Raw genomic sequence first — 15,011 nt, forward strand, 5'->3', positions numbered from 1 at the left:
CGTTTCAAGGAGGTGCGAATGCGATGCATGTAAAAAAAGGCGATAAAGTGCAAGTAATCTCCGGCAAAGACAAAGGCAAGCAAGGCGTCATTCTAGCGGCGTTTCCGAAGAAAAACCGCGTCATCGTCGAGGGCGTCAATATTGTGAAAAAGCATGCGAAACCGTCGCAAGCGAACCCGCAAGGCGGCATCATTGAGAAGGAAGCGCCGATCCACGTTTCGAAAGTCATGCCGCTCGACCCGAAAACGGGTGAACCGACGCGCATCGGCTATAAAATTGTCGATGGCAAAAAAGTGCGCTATGCGAAAAAATCCGGCGAGATTTTGGATAAATAACCGTGACGCAGGAAGGGAGGTACTTTTATGAACCGCCTGAAAGAGAAGTATTTAAACGAAGTCGTACCTGCTCTCATGAGCAAGTTCAACTATAAATCGATCATGCAAGTGCCAAAAATCGAAAAAATCGTCATCAACATGGGTGTCGGCGATGCGGTGCAAAACCCGAAAGCATTAGACAGCGCCGTTGAAGAGCTGACGCTGATCGCCGGTCAGCGTCCGGTGGTAACGCGTGCGAAAAAATCGATCGCCGGCTTCCGTCTTCGCCAAGGGATGCCGATCGGTGCGAAAGTGACGCTGCGCGGCGAACGGATGTATGAGTTTCTCGATAAGTTGATTTCGGTCTCGCTTCCGCGCGTGCGCGACTTCCGCGGCGTATCGAAAAAGTCGTTTGACGGCCGCGGCAACTATACGCTCGGCATTAAAGAACAGCTCATTTTCCCTGAGATTGACTACGATAAAGTGAACAAAGTGCGCGGCATGGACATCGTGATCGTCACAACGGCCAACACGGATGAAGAAGCTCGTGAACTGCTGGCGTTGCTCGGCATGCCATTCCAAAAATAATGATCCCATAACGCAAGGGAGGCGAAATCGTGGCTAAAAAATCGATGATCGCGAAACAAAAACGGACGCCGAAGTTTAAAGTGAGAGCGTACACCCGTTGCGAGCGCTGCGGCCGCCCGCACTCGGTCTATCGAAAATTCAAATTGTGCCGTATTTGTTTCCGTGAGCTCGCATACAAAGGTCAACTTCCAGGCATCAAAAAAGCCAGCTGGTAATCAACCCATTGATTGGGAAGGAGGTAAAACATAATGGTGATGACAGATCCAATTGCTGATATGCTGACTCGCATCCGCAATGCGAATATGGTGCGTCACGAAAAGCTCGAAGTCCCGGCTTCGAAAATCAAGCGGGAAATCGCGGAAATTTTAAAGCGCGAAGGGTTTATTCGTGATTATGAATATATCGAAGACAACAAACAAGGCATTCTCCGCATCTTCTTGAAATACGGTCCGAACAACGAACGTGTCATTACCGGGCTGAAACGCATCAGCAAACCGGGGTTGCGCGTTTACGTCAAAGCCCATGAAGTGCCGCGCGTCCTGAACGGCTTAGGGATCGCGATTCTTTCGACATCGCAGGGCATCTTAACAGACAAAGAAGCACGGCAAAAAGGCACGGGCGGCGAAGTAATCGCCTACGTTTGGTAATCTATCTGCTCAAGAATGGAGGTGTTTTTGACATGTCACGTGTCGGCAAAAAACCAATTGAAATTCCTGCCGGTGTCACCGTTACGGTCAACGGCAACACGGTTACGGTCAAAGGGCCGAAAGGGGAGCTGACCCGCACGTTCCATCCAGATATGACGATCACGGTTGAGGGCAATGTCATCACGGTTACGCGTCCAAGCGATGAAAAACATCATCGCGCGCTCCATGGCACGACGCGCAGCTTGCTTGCCAACATGGTCGAAGGCGTTTCGAAAGGTTATGAAAAAGCGCTCGAACTCGTTGGTGTCGGGTACCGGGCGTCGAAACAAGGGAAAAAGCTTGTATTGAGCGTCGGTTATTCTCATCCGGTAGAAATTGAGCCGGAAGAAGGGCTTGAAATTGAAGTGCCATCCCAAACGAAAATCATCGTCAAAGGGGCAGACAAACAGCGCGTCGGCGAACTGGCCGCCAACATTCGCGCGGTTCGTCCGCCAGAGCCGTATAAAGGCAAAGGCATCCGCTACGAAGGTGAGCTTGTGCGCCTGAAAGAAGGCAAAACTGGTAAATAACGCGGCATAGCGAAGCGAAAGGAGTGACATTCGATGATCACGAAAGTGGACCGAAACGCGGTTCGGAAGAAAAGACACGCGCGCATCCGCAAAAAAATCTTCGGCACGGCTGAACGTCCGCGGTTGAGCGTGTTCCGTTCAAATAAACATATTTACGCGCAAATTATCGATGATACAAAATCGTCAACGATCGTCAGCGCCTCGACGTTGGACAAAGAGTTTGGCTTAGATTCGACGAACAACATTGAGGCAGCGAAAAAAGTCGGCGAACTTGTCGCCAAACGTGCATTGGAAAAAGGCATTAAAAAAGTCGTGTTCGACCGTGGCGGGTATTTATATCACGGACGGGTAAAAGCATTGGCAGACGCCGCCCGCGAAGCCGGCTTGGAATTCTAATTACAAAGGAGGGACAACGATGCGTCGTATCGATCCAAACAAACTTGAATTGGAAGAGCGTGTAGTCGCGGTCAACCGTGTAGCAAAAGTCGTAAAAGGCGGACGTCGCCTGCGCTTTTCAGCTCTCGTCGTCGTCGGCGATAAAAACGGCCATGTCGGATTTGGCACCGGAAAAGCACAAGAGGTTCCAGAAGCGATCCGCAAAGCGATTGAAGATGCGAAGAAAAACTTAATTGAAGTGCCGATCGTCGGCACAACGATTCCGCATGAAGTCATCGGCCATTTCGGTGCCGGGGAAATCATTTTGAAACCCGCTTCCGAAGGTACCGGGGTCATCGCTGGGGGTCCGGCGCGTGCTGTATTAGAGCTGGCGGGCATCAGCGACATCTTGTCGAAATCGATCGGTTCAAACACGCCAATCAACATGGTGCGCGCAACGTTTGATGGACTGAAACAATTAAAACGCGCCGAAGACGTAGCGAGATTGCGCGGCAAAACAGTCGAGGAACTGTTAGGATAAGGAGGGAACGATCATGGCAAAAAAACTGGCGATTACCCTCACGCGCAGCGTGATTGGCCGTCCGGAAGACCAACGCGTTACCGTCAGAACGCTCGGCCTGCGAAAAATGCACCAAACGGTCGTCCACAATGACAATCCTGCAATCCGCGGGATGATCAACAAAGTGGCCCACCTTGTCAAAGTCAAAGAAATTGAAGAATAATGAATCATAAGGAGGTGCTTTGCCATGAAACTTCATGAATTGCAACCAGCGCCGGGATCTCGAAAGAAAGCTGTGCGCGTCGGCCGCGGGATCGGTTCGGGCAACGGCAAAACGTCCGGCCGCGGTCAAAAAGGTCAAAATGCCCGCTCGGGTGGAGGAGTTCGTCTTGGGTTTGAAGGCGGTCAAACTCCGCTGTTCCGCCGTTTGCCGAAACGAGGATTTACGAACATCAATCGGAAAGAGTATGCTGTTGTGAATCTGGAAAAACTGAATCGTTTTGAAGACGGAACGGAAGTGACGCCGGAATTGCTTCTTGAGACGGGCGTCATCAGCAAGTTGAAATCGGGTGTGAAAATTTTGGGCAAAGGCCAAATCGAGAAAAAGCTGACGGTCAAAGCGCATAAGTTCTCGGCATCGGCGAAAGAGGCCATTGAGGCGGCTGGCGGTAAAACTGAGGTGATTTAATGTTTCGGACAATCTCCAACTTTATGCGCGTCAGTGATATTCGAAACAAAATTATTTTCACTCTTCTTATGTTGATCGTGTTCCGCATTGGAACGTTCATCCCTGTTCCAGGCGTGAACGCGGATGTGTTAAAACTGCAAGATGAATTGAATGCATTCGGCGTCCTGAACATTTTCGGCGGCGGGGCGCTGCAAAACTTTTCAATTTTTGCCATGGGGGTTATGCCCTACATCACCGCGTCGATTATCGTCCAGCTGCTGCAAATGGACGTCGTTCCAAAATTTACGGAGTGGTCGAAGCAAGGCGAGGTTGGCCGGCGTAAATTAGCTCAGTTTACCCGCTATTTCACGGTCGTGCTCGGGTTTATCCAAGCGCTTGGCATGTCGTACGGCTTCAACAATTTAGCCGGCGGGATGCTCATTCGAAATCCGGGCATCGGCACGTATTTGCTGATCGCGGTCGTCTTGACGGCCGGCACCGCATTTTTAATGTGGCTCGGCGAACAGATCACCGCGAAAGGCGTGGGCAATGGCATTTCGATCATTATTTTCGCCGGGATTGTCTCAGGCATTCCGACGGTCTTGAACCAAATTTACGCCCAACAGTTTGAAAATGTCGGGGAAGATGTGTTTTTGCGCATCGTCCGGCTCCTGCTTGTGGCGTTGGCGGTCGTTGCCGTCATCGTTGGTGTCATTTACATCCAGCAGGCGTTCCGGAAAATTCCGATTCAATACGCGAAGCGGCTTGAGGGCCGAAGCCCGGTGGGCGGCCACTCGACTCATTTGCCGCTCAAAGTGAACCCAGCGGGAGTCATTCCGGTCATTTTCGCTGTATCGTTTTTGATTGCACCACCGACCATTGCATCGTTTTTTGGCACGAATGATGTAACATTGTGGATTCGCCGAACGTTTGATTATACGCACCCGGTTGGGATGATCATTTACGTCGTGCTCATCATCGCGTTTACGTACTTTTATGCGTTTGTTCAAGTCAATCCGGAGCAGATGGCGGACAACTTGAAAAAACAAGGCGGCTACATCCCAGGTATTCGCCCTGGGAAAAACACACAAGAGTACGTGACGAGAATTTTATACCGGCTGACGCTGGTCGGATCAATCTTTTTGGCGGTTGTCGCTGTGCTGCCGGTGTTCTTTGTGAACTTTGCCAACTTGCCGTCTTCCGCACGAATCGGCGGTACGAGCTTGCTTATTGTCGTCGGCGTGGCGCTTGAGACGATGAAACAGCTTGAGAGCCAGCTGGTGAAACGCCATTACCGTGGATTCATCAAATAAAGAAGGCAAGAACGGACGTCCCTTGCCGATAGGGGGAGTTAGGATGAATTTAGTGCTGATGGGGCTGCCGGGTGCCGGCAAAGGCACGCAGGCCGGGAAAATTGTCGAGGCTTACGGAATTCCGCATATTTCAACGGGAGATATGTTTCGAGCGGCGATCAAAGAAGGGACGCCGTTAGGGTTGCAGGCAAAGCAGTATATGGACCGCGGCGATCTTGTGCCGGATGAGGTGACGATCGGCATCGTCCGCGAACGGCTGAGCAAAGAGGATTGCCAAAATGGTTTTTTGCTCGATGGATTCCCGCGCACGGTCGCCCAAGCAGAAGCGCTTGAAACGTTGCTTTCGGAAATCGGGCGCAAGCTTGACTATGTCATCCATATCGACGTTCGCCAAGAGGTCTTAATGGAGCGCCTGACCGGCAGACGTATTTGCCGCAACTGCGGAGCAACGTACCATCTCGTTTTTCATCCGCCGGCGAAACCGGGCGTATGCGATAAATGCGGTGGCGATCTGTACCAGCGCCCCGATGATAATGAAGCAACGGTGGCCAATCGGCTTGAGGTGAATATGAAACAAATGAAGCCGCTCCTCGATTTTTACGAGCAAAAAGGCTATTTGCGCCACATTAACGGCGAACAGGAAATGGAAAAGGTGTTTGCTGATATTTGTGAAGTGCTCGGGGGACTTGCTCGATGATTCGTTGCAAAACCGCGCAGGAAATTGCTTTGATGCGCGAGGCGGGAAAAATCGTTTCCCTTACATTGAAAGAATTGCAAAAGCACATTCGTCCCGGGATCACAACAAAGGAACTGGACGCCATCGCGGAGGAAGTGATTCGTTCCCATGGCGCCATTCCGTCGTTTAAAGGGTATCAAGGGTTTCCAGGGAGCATTTGCGCCTCGGTGAATGAAGAGCTTGTGCACGGGATTCCCAGCAGCCGCGCATTGCGGGAAGGCGATATTATTACGATCGATGTCGGCGCGCAGTATGAAGGCTATCACGCCGACTCGGCCTGGACGTATCCGGTCGGGGAGATCGACGCCGAGACGAAACGGTTGCTTGACGTGACAGAGCAATCGCTGTACGTCGGGCTCGCCGAGGCAAAACCGGGTGCTCGTTTAACGAACATCTCCCATGCGATTCAAACGTATGTCGAAGCGCATCACTTTTCCGTTGTTCGCGAGTATGTCGGGCATGGAATTGGTCAACACTTACATGAAGACCCACAAATCCCACATTATGGGCCGCCGAACAAAGGCCCGATTTTGCGGCCAGGGATGGCGCTGTGCATCGAACCGATGGTCAATGCCGGCAGCCGTTACGTGAAAACGTTGGCCGACGATTGGACCGTCGTCACGGCCGATGGAAAACGGTGCGCCCATTTCGAACATACGATTGTCATTACAGAAGATGGCTGCGAAATTTTAACACATTGTGGAAATGAGTCTCCCACTTCATAAGTGGGAAGGGGTAAACGTCTTCTCGATCATCATGGATATCACGTTCGGTTTTGCGTAACACAATGTTACTCATTCGAAGGAGGGAGAGCCGCTCGATGGCGAAAGATGATGTAATTGAAGTGGAAGGCACCGTCATCGAAACATTGCCAAATGCGATGTTTCGTGTAGAATTAGAAAATGGGCACACGGTGTTGGCTCATGTATCCGGCAAGATCCGCATGCATTTCATTCGCATTTTGCCTGGCGACCGGGTGACGGTGGAGCTGTCGCCGTATGATTTGACGCGTGGACGGATCACGTATCGATATAAATAAAGGAATGCACTCCGTTCAATTAGGGAGGTAAACAACATGAAAGTAAGACCATCTGTCAAACCGATTTGCGAAAAGTGCAAAGTTATTCGCAGACGCGGCAAAGTTATGATCATTTGTGAAAATCCGAAGCATAAACAACGCCAAGGGTAATTTTCAAGGAGGTGTATCATATGGCACGCATTGCAGGTGTCGATATTCCGCGTGATAAACGGGTAGTCATTTCGTTAACATACATTTATGGGATCGGCAAACCGACAGCACAAAAAATCTTAAAAGAAGCCGGCGTATCGGAAGACACACGCGTTCGCGACTTAACGGAAGAAGAGCTTGGCCGCATTCGTGAAATCGTCGGCCGCTTAAAAGTGGAAGGCGATTTGCGGCGTGAAGTATCGTTAAATATTAAACGGTTGATGGAGATCGGCTGCTATCGTGGTCTTCGCCATCGCCGCGGATTGCCGGTTCGCGGCCAAAACACGAAAAACAATGCCCGCACGCGCAAAGGTCCGCGCCGCACGGTAGCGAACAAGAAAAAATAATCACGCAAAGGAGGTCATTTGACGAATGGCACGCAGAACAAACACTCGTAAACGCCGGGTAAGAAAAAATATTGATACAGGCATCGCCCATATCCGTTCAACGTTCAACAACACGATCGTGACGATTACGGATGTTCATGGCAACGCCATTGCTTGGGCGAGCGCTGGTTCGCTGGGGTTCAAAGGTTCGCGCAAATCAACGCCGTTTGCGGCGCAAATGGCGGCTGAAGCAGCAGCGAAAGCGTCGATGGAGCATGGCATGAAAACGGTCGAAGTGAACGTCAAAGGTCCGGGGGCTGGCCGCGAGGCAGCGATCCGTGCATTGCAAGCAGCCGGGTTGGAAATTACGGCGATCAAAGACGTCACTCCAATCCCGCACAATGGATGCCGTCCGCCAAAACGTCGCCGTGTGTAACGCCCCTGTATAGAATTTGCACCATTGTCAATAATGGGATATGATAAAGACCATGGCAGGCAAGCATAAAGAGAGATTCATGGGGGAATGTTGTTAGGCGTGTACCGTTTGATCGGGGTCTCGACGTTTTGAAGGAGGGTATAATAATCGATGATTGAAATTGAAAAGCCGAAAATTGAAACGGTCGAACTGAGCGAAGATGCCAAATATGGCAAATTCGTCGTCGAACCGCTTGAGCGTGGATATGGTACAACCTTAGGGAACTCCTTGCGTCGTATCCTATTGTCTTCACTCCCTGGTGCAGCTGTAACATCGGTGCAAATCGACGGCGTCTTGCATGAGTTTTCAACGATTGACGGCGTCGTTGAAGATGTGACAGCCATCATTTTGAATATCAAAAAACTAGCGTTGAAAATTTATTCAGACGAAGAGAAAACGTTGGAGATTGATGTGCAGGGTGAAGGAGTTGTCACGGCTGCCGATATCACTCACGACAGCGATGTAGAAATTTTAAACCCGGACCTTCATATCGCGACGCTGGCGGAAGGCGGCCGCCTGCGCATGCGCATGACTGCCAAGCGGGGGCGCGGATATGTTCCTGCTGAGGCGAATAAGCGCGAAGACCAGCCCATCGGCGTCATTCCGATCGATTCCATTTATACGCCGGTCTCCCGAGTTTCCTATCAAGTCGAGAATACAAGGGTCGGCCAAGTGACGGACTATGACAAGCTGACCATTGATGTGTGGACGGATGGAAGCATTGGGCCGAAAGAGGCCATTTCCCTTGGAGCGAAAATTTTAACGGAGCACTTGAACATTTTTGTCGGCTTGACGGATGAGGCGCAAAATGCGGAGATCATGGTCGAGAAAGAGGACGATCAAAAAGAAAAAGTGCTCGAAATGACGATCGAGGAACTCGATCTTTCGGTTCGTTCCTACAATTGCTTGAAGCGGGCCGGCATCAACACTGTTCAAGAACTGACGCAAAAAACGGAAGAAGATATGATGAAAGTGCGCAACCTCGGCCGCAAGTCGCTTGAGGAAGTAAAAGCGAAACTGGCTGAGCTTGGCCTCAGCCTGCGCAAAGACGACTAAGTGCCGGCCTCCGCCGGCAAGCCGGAAACACACTTTCACCATATTGCTTTGATGATGGCCACCATGAGGAACACATCACTTTAAAAGGGAGGGACATTTGATGTCGTACAGAAAATTAGGACGCACGACTTCGCAACGAAAAGCACTGCTTCGCGACTTGGCAACAGACTTAATCATCAACGAACGCATTGAAACGACGGAAGCGCGGGCGAAAGAACTGCGCTCGGTCATGGAAAAAATGATTACGCTCGGCAAACGCGGCGATTTGCATGCCCGCCGCCAAGCAGCGGCATTCATCCGCAAGGAGGTCGCCAACAGCGAAACCGGCCAGGATGCGTTGCAAAAGCTGTTCAGCGACATTGCGCCGCGCTACCAAGATCGCCAAGGCGGCTATACGCGCATTATGAAACTTGGTCCTCGCCGCGGTGACGGGGCGCCGATGGTCATTATTGAACTCGTGTAACGGTTTCATTTCAACAAGGGCGAGACAGTTTCGTTTGAACTGGATCTATGCCCTTTTTTTGTTTACCATCATTTAGCAGGCTGCGTTTGCAACGCGGCGAAGCAAGGGGAAACGATCATGGCCGAACCAATCTTGTCGATCGAGGGAGTGTCCTTTCGCTATCCAAATCAATCCGACTATGCGGTGCAAAACGTCAGCTTCACGGCCGAGCGCGGGGAGTGGTTAGCGATCGTCGGCCATAACGGATCCGGCAAATCGACCATCGCTCGGATGCTGATCGGCTTGCTTCGGCCGGAGCGGGGCGCCATTCGCTTGTTTGGACGCCTTTTGAACGACGCAACCGTTTGGGAGGTGCGCCGCCGCGTCGGCCTTGTGTTCCAGAACCCGGACAACCAGTTTGTCGGTGCGACCGTGGAAGACGACATCGCTTTTGCCCTTGAAAACAACGGCATTCCGCGCTTGGAAATGGTCGAGCGCATTCGCGAGGCCATTCGCCAAGTCCATATGGAGCCGTTTCTCCATTATGAGCCGCACCGGTTGTCTGGGGGGCAAAAACAGCGCGTCGCCATCGCTGGCATTTTGGCGCTCCGCCCCGATATGATCATTTTGGACGAAGCGACATCGATGCTTGACCCGCGTGGAAGGGAAGAAGTGCTTGAGACGGTGCGCCGCCTGAACCGCCAGCAGCGCATTACCGTCTTGTCAATTACCCATGATTTGGAAGAGGCAGCGAAGGCGGACCGTCTCATTGTGATGAACAAAGGCGAAGTGATGGCAGAAGGGACGCCGGAGCAAATCTTTCGGCTCGGAAGCAAGCTCGAGCGCATCGGTCTTGATTTGCCGTTTGCCGTGAAAATGGGCAGTCGCTTGCGGGAACAAGGCATTCCGCTTCGGGCTGGATATTTCACGACAGAGGAGTTGGTCGAGGAGCTATGGACATTGTATTCGAAAAAGTAGAGCATGTGTACAACGCCCGTTCACCGCTTGCCCGTCGGGCGCTCTATGATGTCAATGTCGCAATCCGAAGCGGGGCGTACGTTGCCGTGGTTGGGCATACGGGCTCAGGAAAATCGACCCTCCTTCAGCATTTAAACGGGTTGCTGCAGCCGACAAGCGGCGCGGTGAAGATCGGCGAAGAGACGATCACGAGCCATAAGCGGCCAAAGCAGCTGAAACCGCTGCGCAAAAAGGTCGGGGTCGTCTTCCAGTTCCCGGAGCACCAGTTGTTTGAAGAAACGGTGGAGAAAGATATTTGTTTTGGCCCGCTCAATTTTGGCGTGCCGGAAGACGAGGCGAAGCGGAAGGCGCGGGAGCTCATTAAGCTCGTCGGATTGAGTGAAGACGTATTGGCGAAATCGCCGTTTGATTTGAGCGGAGGGCAAATGCGGCGCGTCGCCATCGCCGGCGTGCTCGCGCTTGAACCAGAAGTGCTCGTGCTCGATGAACCGACCGCGGGCCTTGATCCGCGCGGGCGCAAAGAGATGATGGAGATGTTTTATCGCCTCCATCGTGAGAAGCAGTTGACAACCGTTCTCGTCACCCACAGCATGGAAGATGCAGCTCGGTACGCTGATGAAATCATCGTCATGCATGAAGGAACGGTATGGGGCCACGGAACGCCGGAAGAGATGTTTCGCGACGCTGACAAACTGGCTGCCATCGGTTTGAGTGTGCCGGAAACGGTCAAATTGAAACAGCAGCTCGAAAAGCGGTTCGGCGTTGTCATTCCGTCGCCATGCTTGACGTTGGAACAGACAGCGGAAGCCATCCAGCAATTGTTCTCCAAGGTGAGCGTCCATGACTAATCATTTGATTATCGGGCAATATGTGCCTGGTCATTCCGTCATTCATCGCTTAGACCCGCGCGCCAAACTATTGATCGTGTTTGCTTACGTCCTGATCGTCTTTTTGGCGAACAATGCGGCGACGTATGCACTGCTGTCGCTGTTTGCGTTTGCCTTTGCAGCTCTGTCTCGCATCCCGTTTTCGTTCATTGCCCGCGGCTTGAAACCGATTTTATGGGTCGTTTTGTTTACATTGCTGTTGCATCTATTCATGACGAAAGAAGGAGACGTCATCTACCAAATCGGTGCGCTCTCTGTATATGAAGGCGGCATCAAGCAAGGGGTCTTTATTTCCCTAAGGTTTTTGCTCCTTGTATTGATGACGACGATGTTGACGTTGACGACGACGCCGATTGAAGTGACCGACGGCGTCGAAAGTTTGCTCGGGCCGCTCAAAAAGATGCGCGTTCCTGTCCATGAGCTCGCCTTGATGATGGCCATTTCGCTTCGATTCATTCCAACATTGATGGAAGAGACGGAAAAAATTATGAAAGCACAGGCGGCTCGTGGTGTTGATTTTTCTGGCGGCCGTTTTTCCGAACGGATGAAAGCCATTGTCTCACTGCTTGTGCCCCTGTTTATCAGCTCGTTCAAACGAGCCGATGAGCTGGCGACAGCCATGGAGGCGCGCGGCTACCGCGGCGGGGAAGGGCGGACGAAATTCCGCCAGCTCGCTTGGAAGCCGGTGGACATCGCGTTTTTAGCGGCTGTGGCGCTGCTGGCCGTATTGCTTTGTTTATTACGCTCATAGCGGAGGAAGGCCATGACACAACGGATCAAATGCATCATCGCCTATGATGGCACCCACTTTTCCGGCTACCAAATCCAGCCGGGAAAGCGGACGGTGCAAGGCGAGTTTGAGGAAGTGCTTCGGCGGATGCATAAAGGGACAAAAGTGCGTGTGGCGGCTTCCGGAAGGACGGATGCCGGCGTTCATGCCTATGGGCAAGTGATCCACTTTGATACGCCGCTTTCCCTTTCCTCGGAGCAGTGGAAAAAGGCGTTGAACGCCCAGCTGCCGGATGATATCGTCGTTCGCTTTGTACAGGAGGCCGATGCAGACTTCCACGCCCGTTTTTCGGCGAAAGCGAAAGAATACCGCTATAAAGTATGGACGGCTGCCGAGCGCGACGTGTTTCGCCGCCATTATTGCGCATGGCATCCATATTCGCTTCATATCAGCGCGATGAACGAGGCGCTTCGTTTGCTTCATGGAACGCACGATTTTACAAGCTTTTGTTCCGCAAAAACGTCGATCGAAGACCGGGTGCGCACCATGTATCGGGCTGAAGTGAAGGCCGACGGCCCGATGCTCGAGTTTCGGTTTGTCGGCAGCGGCTTTTTGTACAACATGGTGCGCATTATCGTTGGCACGGTGTTGGAGATCGGCCAAGGGAAGCGTTCTCCCGCCGACATTTCGACACTGCTTGCGGCGAAAGATCGGCGCCTCGCTGGTCCAACCGCGCCGGCCGAAGGGCTGTATTTATGGCGCGTATACTATGAGGATGAATGTTTGGTTCACTCATTGGTGGATGGCTGATGGTTTTCTCCGGCTTTTTAAGACAACGAGTCCTTGTGTAACATCTTCTTGACATTGGCGCGCCGGCAAGCTATTATATCATATGGCATGTATTTTCCACGATTAGCCCCGGACCATAATCGTGTTGAAATAAACGACCATTTTGTTTGTTCATTTTTTTATTTTAGGAGGGAACTGCATTGCGTACGACTTATATGGCGAAACCGAATGAAGTAGAGCGTAAATGGTACGTTGTCGACGCAGCTGGCAAAACGTTAGGCCGCTTAGCCAGCGAAGTAGCGGCGCTGTTGCGCGGCAAACATAAACCGACGTTCACTCCGCACGTTGATTGCGGAGATCACGTCATCGTCATCAATGCGGACAAAGTCGAACTGACTGGGAAAAAGTTGACGAAAAAACTGTACTATCGCCACAGCTTATATCCGGGTGGCTTAAAAGTAAGAACAGCGCTGGAAATGCGTACGAACTACCCGGAACAAATGATCGAACGTGCGGTGCGCGGCATGCTTCCAAAAGGCAGCCTTGGCCGGCAAATGTTCAAAAAGTTGCACGTTTACCGTGGAAGCGAACATCCGCATCAAGCACAAAAACCAGAAGTGTATGAACTTCGCGGATAATCATAAGGGAGGGTATGATTTTGGCACAAGTACAATATTACGGCACAGGTCGTCGCAAAAGCTCGGTCGCCCGTGTCCGCCTTGTCCCGGGCGATGGCCGCATCATTGTCAATAAGCGTGACATTCGCGAGTACATCCCGACGGAAGCGCTCATCGAAATGGTAAAACAGCCGCTCGTATTGACGGAAACGCTTGGCAGCTACGACGTTTTGGTGAATGTCCAAGGCGGCGGATTTGCCGGCCAAGCCGGTGCGATTCGCCATGGCATCGCCCGTGCGTTGCTTGAAGTCGATCCGGAATTCCGCACGGTGCTGAAACGGGCCGGTTTGCTGACGCGCGATGCTCGCGTTAAAGAACGCAAAAAATACGGGCTCAAAGGCGCCCGCCGCGCTCCGCAATTCTCGAAACGTTAATCGCGTGATGTTCCAACCCAGCCGATTTGGCTGGGTTTTTTGCTTATTTCTGCCTTTCGCCCGCGCGTATGATTGTGAGCGATCGTTAGACACTACATCGTAAAGGAGCGTGAAAGACGATGACAGTCATCACTTCATTGGCGGAAAAAAGGCAGGAAAAGCAGCTTCGCTATGAACGGAACATGTTGCGCGAACTGTCGCTTGAGAAATTACGGACCAAAGCGCTTGAGCACTTTGTTCCGTTTTATACGGCGTATCGGATGTTCCCATCCGTTGTTGAGGAAGGCTGTATTGATCTGGCCATTGAAGCGTATTTGCTCGGCGCTCGCTACAGCCGATTCGGCTATTATGGGGAGCCGGCGGCCAGCGTACGTTGTCGATGTGCTCAAGAAGAAAAATATTTGATCGATACGCTGTTTGATTTTCTTTGCTTTTGGGGCAATATCGACAACGATTTCCTCAGCCAGTCGCTGTATGACGCGTGTGAACAATATATCGGCAACTGGTGGACGGAAGGATTTGAGCGGGGCAAAAAACGGCGTCGTCTAAAACTTCGCTGAATGAGTTCTATTCCCGCGCCTTGTCCCATATAAGATAGAGAAGGGAAACGTGCGGGAGGAGAAACAATGAGAGAAAAATGGAAGTGGCTGGTCGCTTTTGCTGCCGTCGCCCTTATGAGCACTTTGCTATTTCCGTCTTTATTTTCCGATTTGACATCAACAAAACCATGGAATCTCCCATTATCGGGGAGAATCATCGTATTGGACCCCGGCCATGGTGGGCCGGACGGCGGCGCCGTCGGTGGCGAGGCGGTGGAAAAGGACATCGCGCTCAACGTGGCGAAAAAGCTGCGCGATTATCTGCAGCAGCAAGGGGCGCTCGTCCTGATGACGCGCGAGACGGATCGGGACTTGGCCAGCCCGTCCACACGCGGCTACAGCCGACGGAAAACGGAGGATTTGCTCGAACGAACGGCTTTCGTCAATCGATCGAATGCCGATCTTTTCATCAGCATCCATCTCAACGCCATCCCGTCGCCGCGTTGGCGAGGAGCGCAGACGTTTTATTACGGGTCGTTCATCGAAAACGAGCGGCTGGCGAGATTTATCCAAGCGGAATTGCGGCGCAATTTGGAGAACACCCATCGACTGGCAAAAATGATTGATACCGTCTATTTGCTCAAGCATGCAAAAATCCCCGGCGCGCTTGTCGAGGTTGGGTTTTTGTCGAATCCCGATGAGCGAGAGCTGCTTGTGTCTGATGGCTACCAAACGAAGCTGGCCGCCTCGATTTATAAAGGAGTGCTCCGCTATTTTTCCA

General features: G+C 52.0%; 26 protein-coding genes. All 26 read left to right on the forward strand.

The features are described 5' to 3' along the window. Positions 1–23: 23 nt before the first annotated feature. Entirely contained in the window at positions 24–335 is a 312-nt protein-coding gene (rplX, locus tag VU18_RS17045) for a 50S ribosomal protein L24 (protein WP_011229631.1), read from the forward strand. Positions 336–362: 27 nt separating this feature from the next. After that, entirely contained in the window at positions 363–902 is a 540-nt protein-coding gene (gene rplE / locus VU18_RS00585) for a 50S ribosomal protein L5 (protein WP_011229632.1), read from the forward strand. Positions 903–931: 29 nt separating this feature from the next. Then, positions 932–1,117, forward strand: coding sequence for a type Z 30S ribosomal protein S14 (locus VU18_RS00590; protein ID WP_003247599.1), 186 nt, complete (start codon positions 932–934; stop codon positions 1,115–1,117). 33 nt (positions 1,118–1,150) lie between these two features. Beyond that, positions 1,151–1,549 carry a 30S ribosomal protein S8 gene (gene rpsH, locus VU18_RS00595; RefSeq protein WP_012820490.1) on the forward strand — a complete coding sequence of 133 codons (399 nt, stop codon included), beginning with the start codon at positions 1,151–1,153 and terminating at the stop codon, positions 1,547–1,549. 32 nt (positions 1,550–1,581) lie between these two features. Then, positions 1,582–2,118 carry a 50S ribosomal protein L6 gene (gene rplF, locus VU18_RS00600; protein WP_011229634.1) on the forward strand — a complete coding sequence of 179 codons (537 nt, stop codon included), beginning with the start codon at positions 1,582–1,584 and terminating at the stop codon, positions 2,116–2,118. A 33-nt stretch (positions 2,119–2,151) separates the two neighbouring features. Beyond that, entirely contained in the window at positions 2,152–2,514 is a 363-nt protein-coding gene (rplR, locus tag VU18_RS00605; RefSeq protein WP_011229635.1) for a 50S ribosomal protein L18, read from the forward strand. Positions 2,515–2,533: 19 nt separating this feature from the next. Next, the gene (gene rpsE / locus VU18_RS00610) at positions 2,534–3,034 is read left to right on the forward strand and encodes a 30S ribosomal protein S5 (RefSeq protein WP_011229636.1); all 501 of its coding nucleotides are present in this window, start codon (positions 2,534–2,536) and stop codon (positions 3,032–3,034) included. Between the two features lie 13 nt (positions 3,035–3,047). Then, complete coding sequence (gene rpmD, locus VU18_RS00615; RefSeq protein ID WP_014194602.1) at positions 3,048–3,236, forward strand: 50S ribosomal protein L30; 189 nt, start codon at positions 3,048–3,050, stop codon at positions 3,234–3,236. A 24-nt stretch (positions 3,237–3,260) separates the two neighbouring features. Continuing rightward, positions 3,261–3,701, forward strand: a complete 441-nt coding sequence (gene rplO / locus VU18_RS00620; RefSeq protein WP_011229638.1) for a 50S ribosomal protein L15 — start codon at positions 3,261–3,263, stop codon at positions 3,699–3,701. Further along, positions 3,701–4,993, forward strand: coding sequence for a preprotein translocase subunit SecY (gene secY / locus VU18_RS00625; protein WP_021322060.1), 1,293 nt, complete (start codon positions 3,701–3,703; stop codon positions 4,991–4,993). Before rplO ends, secY begins: the two co-directional genes overlap by 1 nt. A 43-nt stretch (positions 4,994–5,036) precedes the next feature. After that, the gene (locus tag VU18_RS00630) at positions 5,037–5,690 is read left to right on the forward strand and encodes an adenylate kinase (RefSeq protein ID WP_013143983.1); all 654 of its coding nucleotides are present in this window, start codon (positions 5,037–5,039) and stop codon (positions 5,688–5,690) included. Next, positions 5,687–6,454 carry a type I methionyl aminopeptidase gene (map, locus tag VU18_RS00635; RefSeq protein ID WP_011229641.1) on the forward strand — a complete coding sequence of 256 codons (768 nt, stop codon included), beginning with the start codon at positions 5,687–5,689 and terminating at the stop codon, positions 6,452–6,454. The genes VU18_RS00630 and map overlap by 4 nt, the downstream gene beginning before the upstream one ends. A gap of 95 nt (positions 6,455–6,549) precedes the next feature. After that, complete coding sequence (gene infA / locus VU18_RS00640; RefSeq protein ID WP_011229642.1) at positions 6,550–6,768, forward strand: translation initiation factor IF-1; 219 nt, start codon at positions 6,550–6,552, stop codon at positions 6,766–6,768. Positions 6,769–6,804: 36 nt separating this feature from the next. After that, complete coding sequence (rpmJ, locus tag VU18_RS00645; RefSeq protein WP_011229643.1) at positions 6,805–6,918, forward strand: 50S ribosomal protein L36; 114 nt, start codon at positions 6,805–6,807, stop codon at positions 6,916–6,918. A gap of 20 nt (positions 6,919–6,938) precedes the next feature. Further along, positions 6,939–7,304 (forward strand): 30S ribosomal protein S13, encoded by a 366-nt coding sequence (gene rpsM, locus VU18_RS00650; RefSeq protein WP_008881920.1) that lies wholly within the window; start codon positions 6,939–6,941, stop codon positions 7,302–7,304. Between the two features lie 25 nt (positions 7,305–7,329). Then, entirely contained in the window at positions 7,330–7,719 is a 390-nt protein-coding gene (rpsK, locus tag VU18_RS00655) for a 30S ribosomal protein S11 (RefSeq protein WP_011229644.1), read from the forward strand. A 150-nt stretch (positions 7,720–7,869) separates the two neighbouring features. After that, positions 7,870–8,814: a DNA-directed RNA polymerase subunit alpha gene (locus VU18_RS00660; protein WP_011229645.1), complete on the forward strand. Its 945-nt coding sequence runs from the start codon at positions 7,870–7,872 to the stop codon at positions 8,812–8,814. A 100-nt stretch (positions 8,815–8,914) separates the two neighbouring features. After that, entirely contained in the window at positions 8,915–9,277 is a 363-nt protein-coding gene (gene rplQ, locus VU18_RS00665; RefSeq protein WP_011229646.1) for a 50S ribosomal protein L17, read from the forward strand. Between the two features lie 117 nt (positions 9,278–9,394). Further along, complete coding sequence (locus VU18_RS00670) at positions 9,395–10,234, forward strand: energy-coupling factor ABC transporter ATP-binding protein (protein WP_011229647.1); 840 nt, start codon at positions 9,395–9,397, stop codon at positions 10,232–10,234. Beyond that, on the forward strand, positions 10,210–11,082 hold the full coding sequence (locus VU18_RS00675) for an energy-coupling factor ABC transporter ATP-binding protein (RefSeq protein ID WP_011229648.1): 873 nt from the start codon (positions 10,210–10,212) through the stop codon (positions 11,080–11,082). Before VU18_RS00670 ends, VU18_RS00675 begins: the two co-directional genes overlap by 25 nt. Beyond that, entirely contained in the window at positions 11,075–11,872 is a 798-nt protein-coding gene (locus VU18_RS00680; protein WP_011229649.1) for an energy-coupling factor transporter transmembrane protein EcfT, read from the forward strand. The genes VU18_RS00675 and VU18_RS00680 overlap by 8 nt, the downstream gene beginning before the upstream one ends. Positions 11,873–11,884: 12 nt before the next feature. Further along, positions 11,885–12,661, forward strand: coding sequence for a tRNA pseudouridine(38-40) synthase TruA (gene truA, locus VU18_RS00685; RefSeq protein WP_011229650.1), 777 nt, complete (start codon positions 11,885–11,887; stop codon positions 12,659–12,661). A 179-nt stretch (positions 12,662–12,840) separates the two neighbouring features. Beyond that, positions 12,841–13,278: a 50S ribosomal protein L13 gene (gene rplM / locus VU18_RS00690; RefSeq protein WP_011229651.1), complete on the forward strand. Its 438-nt coding sequence runs from the start codon at positions 12,841–12,843 to the stop codon at positions 13,276–13,278. A gap of 20 nt (positions 13,279–13,298) precedes the next feature. After that, positions 13,299–13,691 carry a 30S ribosomal protein S9 gene (gene rpsI / locus VU18_RS00695; protein WP_011229652.1) on the forward strand — a complete coding sequence of 131 codons (393 nt, stop codon included), beginning with the start codon at positions 13,299–13,301 and terminating at the stop codon, positions 13,689–13,691. 119 nt (positions 13,692–13,810) lie between these two features. Then, positions 13,811–14,251, forward strand: coding sequence for a YbaK family protein (locus VU18_RS00700; protein WP_011229653.1), 441 nt, complete (start codon positions 13,811–13,813; stop codon positions 14,249–14,251). A 66-nt stretch (positions 14,252–14,317) separates the two neighbouring features. Further along, positions 14,318–15,011, forward strand: a 694-nt coding sequence (gene cwlD, locus VU18_RS00705; RefSeq protein WP_047757482.1) for an N-acetylmuramoyl-L-alanine amidase CwlD, incomplete at its 3' end; no start/stop codon positions are given.

Source organism: Geobacillus sp. ZGt-1 (assembly GCF_001026865.1).
GTDB lineage: Bacteria > Bacillota > Bacilli > Bacillales > Anoxybacillaceae > Geobacillus > Geobacillus thermoleovorans.

Bases quoted from the DNA above. Each gene is read 5' to 3' on its own strand.
- rplX (WP_011229631.1), top strand. From the start codon at position 24: ATGCATGTAAAAAAAGGCGATAAAGTGCAAGTAATCTCCGGCAAAGAC.
- rplE (WP_011229632.1), top strand. From the start codon at position 363: ATGAACCGCCTGAAAGAGAAGTATTTAAACGAAGTCGTACCTGCTCTC.
- rpsH (WP_012820490.1), top strand. From the start codon at position 1,151: ATGGTGATGACAGATCCAATTGCTGATATGCTGACTCGCATCCGCAAT.
- rplF (WP_011229634.1), top strand. From the start codon at position 1,582: ATGTCACGTGTCGGCAAAAAACCAATTGAAATTCCTGCCGGTGTCACC.
- rplR (WP_011229635.1), top strand. From the start codon at position 2,152: ATGATCACGAAAGTGGACCGAAACGCGGTTCGGAAGAAAAGACACGCG.
- rpsE (WP_011229636.1), top strand. From the start codon at position 2,534: ATGCGTCGTATCGATCCAAACAAACTTGAATTGGAAGAGCGTGTAGTC.
- rpmD (WP_014194602.1), top strand. From the start codon at position 3,048: ATGGCAAAAAAACTGGCGATTACCCTCACGCGCAGCGTGATTGGCCGT.
- rplO (WP_011229638.1), top strand. From the start codon at position 3,261: ATGAAACTTCATGAATTGCAACCAGCGCCGGGATCTCGAAAGAAAGCT.
- secY (WP_021322060.1), top strand. From the start codon at position 3,701: ATGTTTCGGACAATCTCCAACTTTATGCGCGTCAGTGATATTCGAAAC.
- VU18_RS00630 (WP_013143983.1), top strand. From the start codon at position 5,037: ATGAATTTAGTGCTGATGGGGCTGCCGGGTGCCGGCAAAGGCACGCAG.
- map (WP_011229641.1), top strand. From the start codon at position 5,687: ATGATTCGTTGCAAAACCGCGCAGGAAATTGCTTTGATGCGCGAGGCG.
- infA (WP_011229642.1), top strand. From the start codon at position 6,550: ATGGCGAAAGATGATGTAATTGAAGTGGAAGGCACCGTCATCGAAACA.
- rpmJ (WP_011229643.1), top strand. From the start codon at position 6,805: ATGAAAGTAAGACCATCTGTCAAACCGATTTGCGAAAAGTGCAAAGTT.
- rpsM (WP_008881920.1), top strand. From the start codon at position 6,939: ATGGCACGCATTGCAGGTGTCGATATTCCGCGTGATAAACGGGTAGTC.
- rpsK (WP_011229644.1), top strand. From the start codon at position 7,330: ATGGCACGCAGAACAAACACTCGTAAACGCCGGGTAAGAAAAAATATT.
- VU18_RS00660 (WP_011229645.1), top strand. From the start codon at position 7,870: ATGATTGAAATTGAAAAGCCGAAAATTGAAACGGTCGAACTGAGCGAA.
- rplQ (WP_011229646.1), top strand. From the start codon at position 8,915: ATGTCGTACAGAAAATTAGGACGCACGACTTCGCAACGAAAAGCACTG.
- VU18_RS00670 (WP_011229647.1), top strand. From the start codon at position 9,395: ATGGCCGAACCAATCTTGTCGATCGAGGGAGTGTCCTTTCGCTATCCA.
- VU18_RS00675 (WP_011229648.1), top strand. From the start codon at position 10,210: ATGGACATTGTATTCGAAAAAGTAGAGCATGTGTACAACGCCCGTTCA.
- VU18_RS00680 (WP_011229649.1), top strand. From the start codon at position 11,075: ATGACTAATCATTTGATTATCGGGCAATATGTGCCTGGTCATTCCGTC.
- truA (WP_011229650.1), top strand. From the start codon at position 11,885: ATGACACAACGGATCAAATGCATCATCGCCTATGATGGCACCCACTTT.
- VU18_RS00700 (WP_011229653.1), top strand. From the start codon at position 13,811: ATGACAGTCATCACTTCATTGGCGGAAAAAAGGCAGGAAAAGCAGCTT.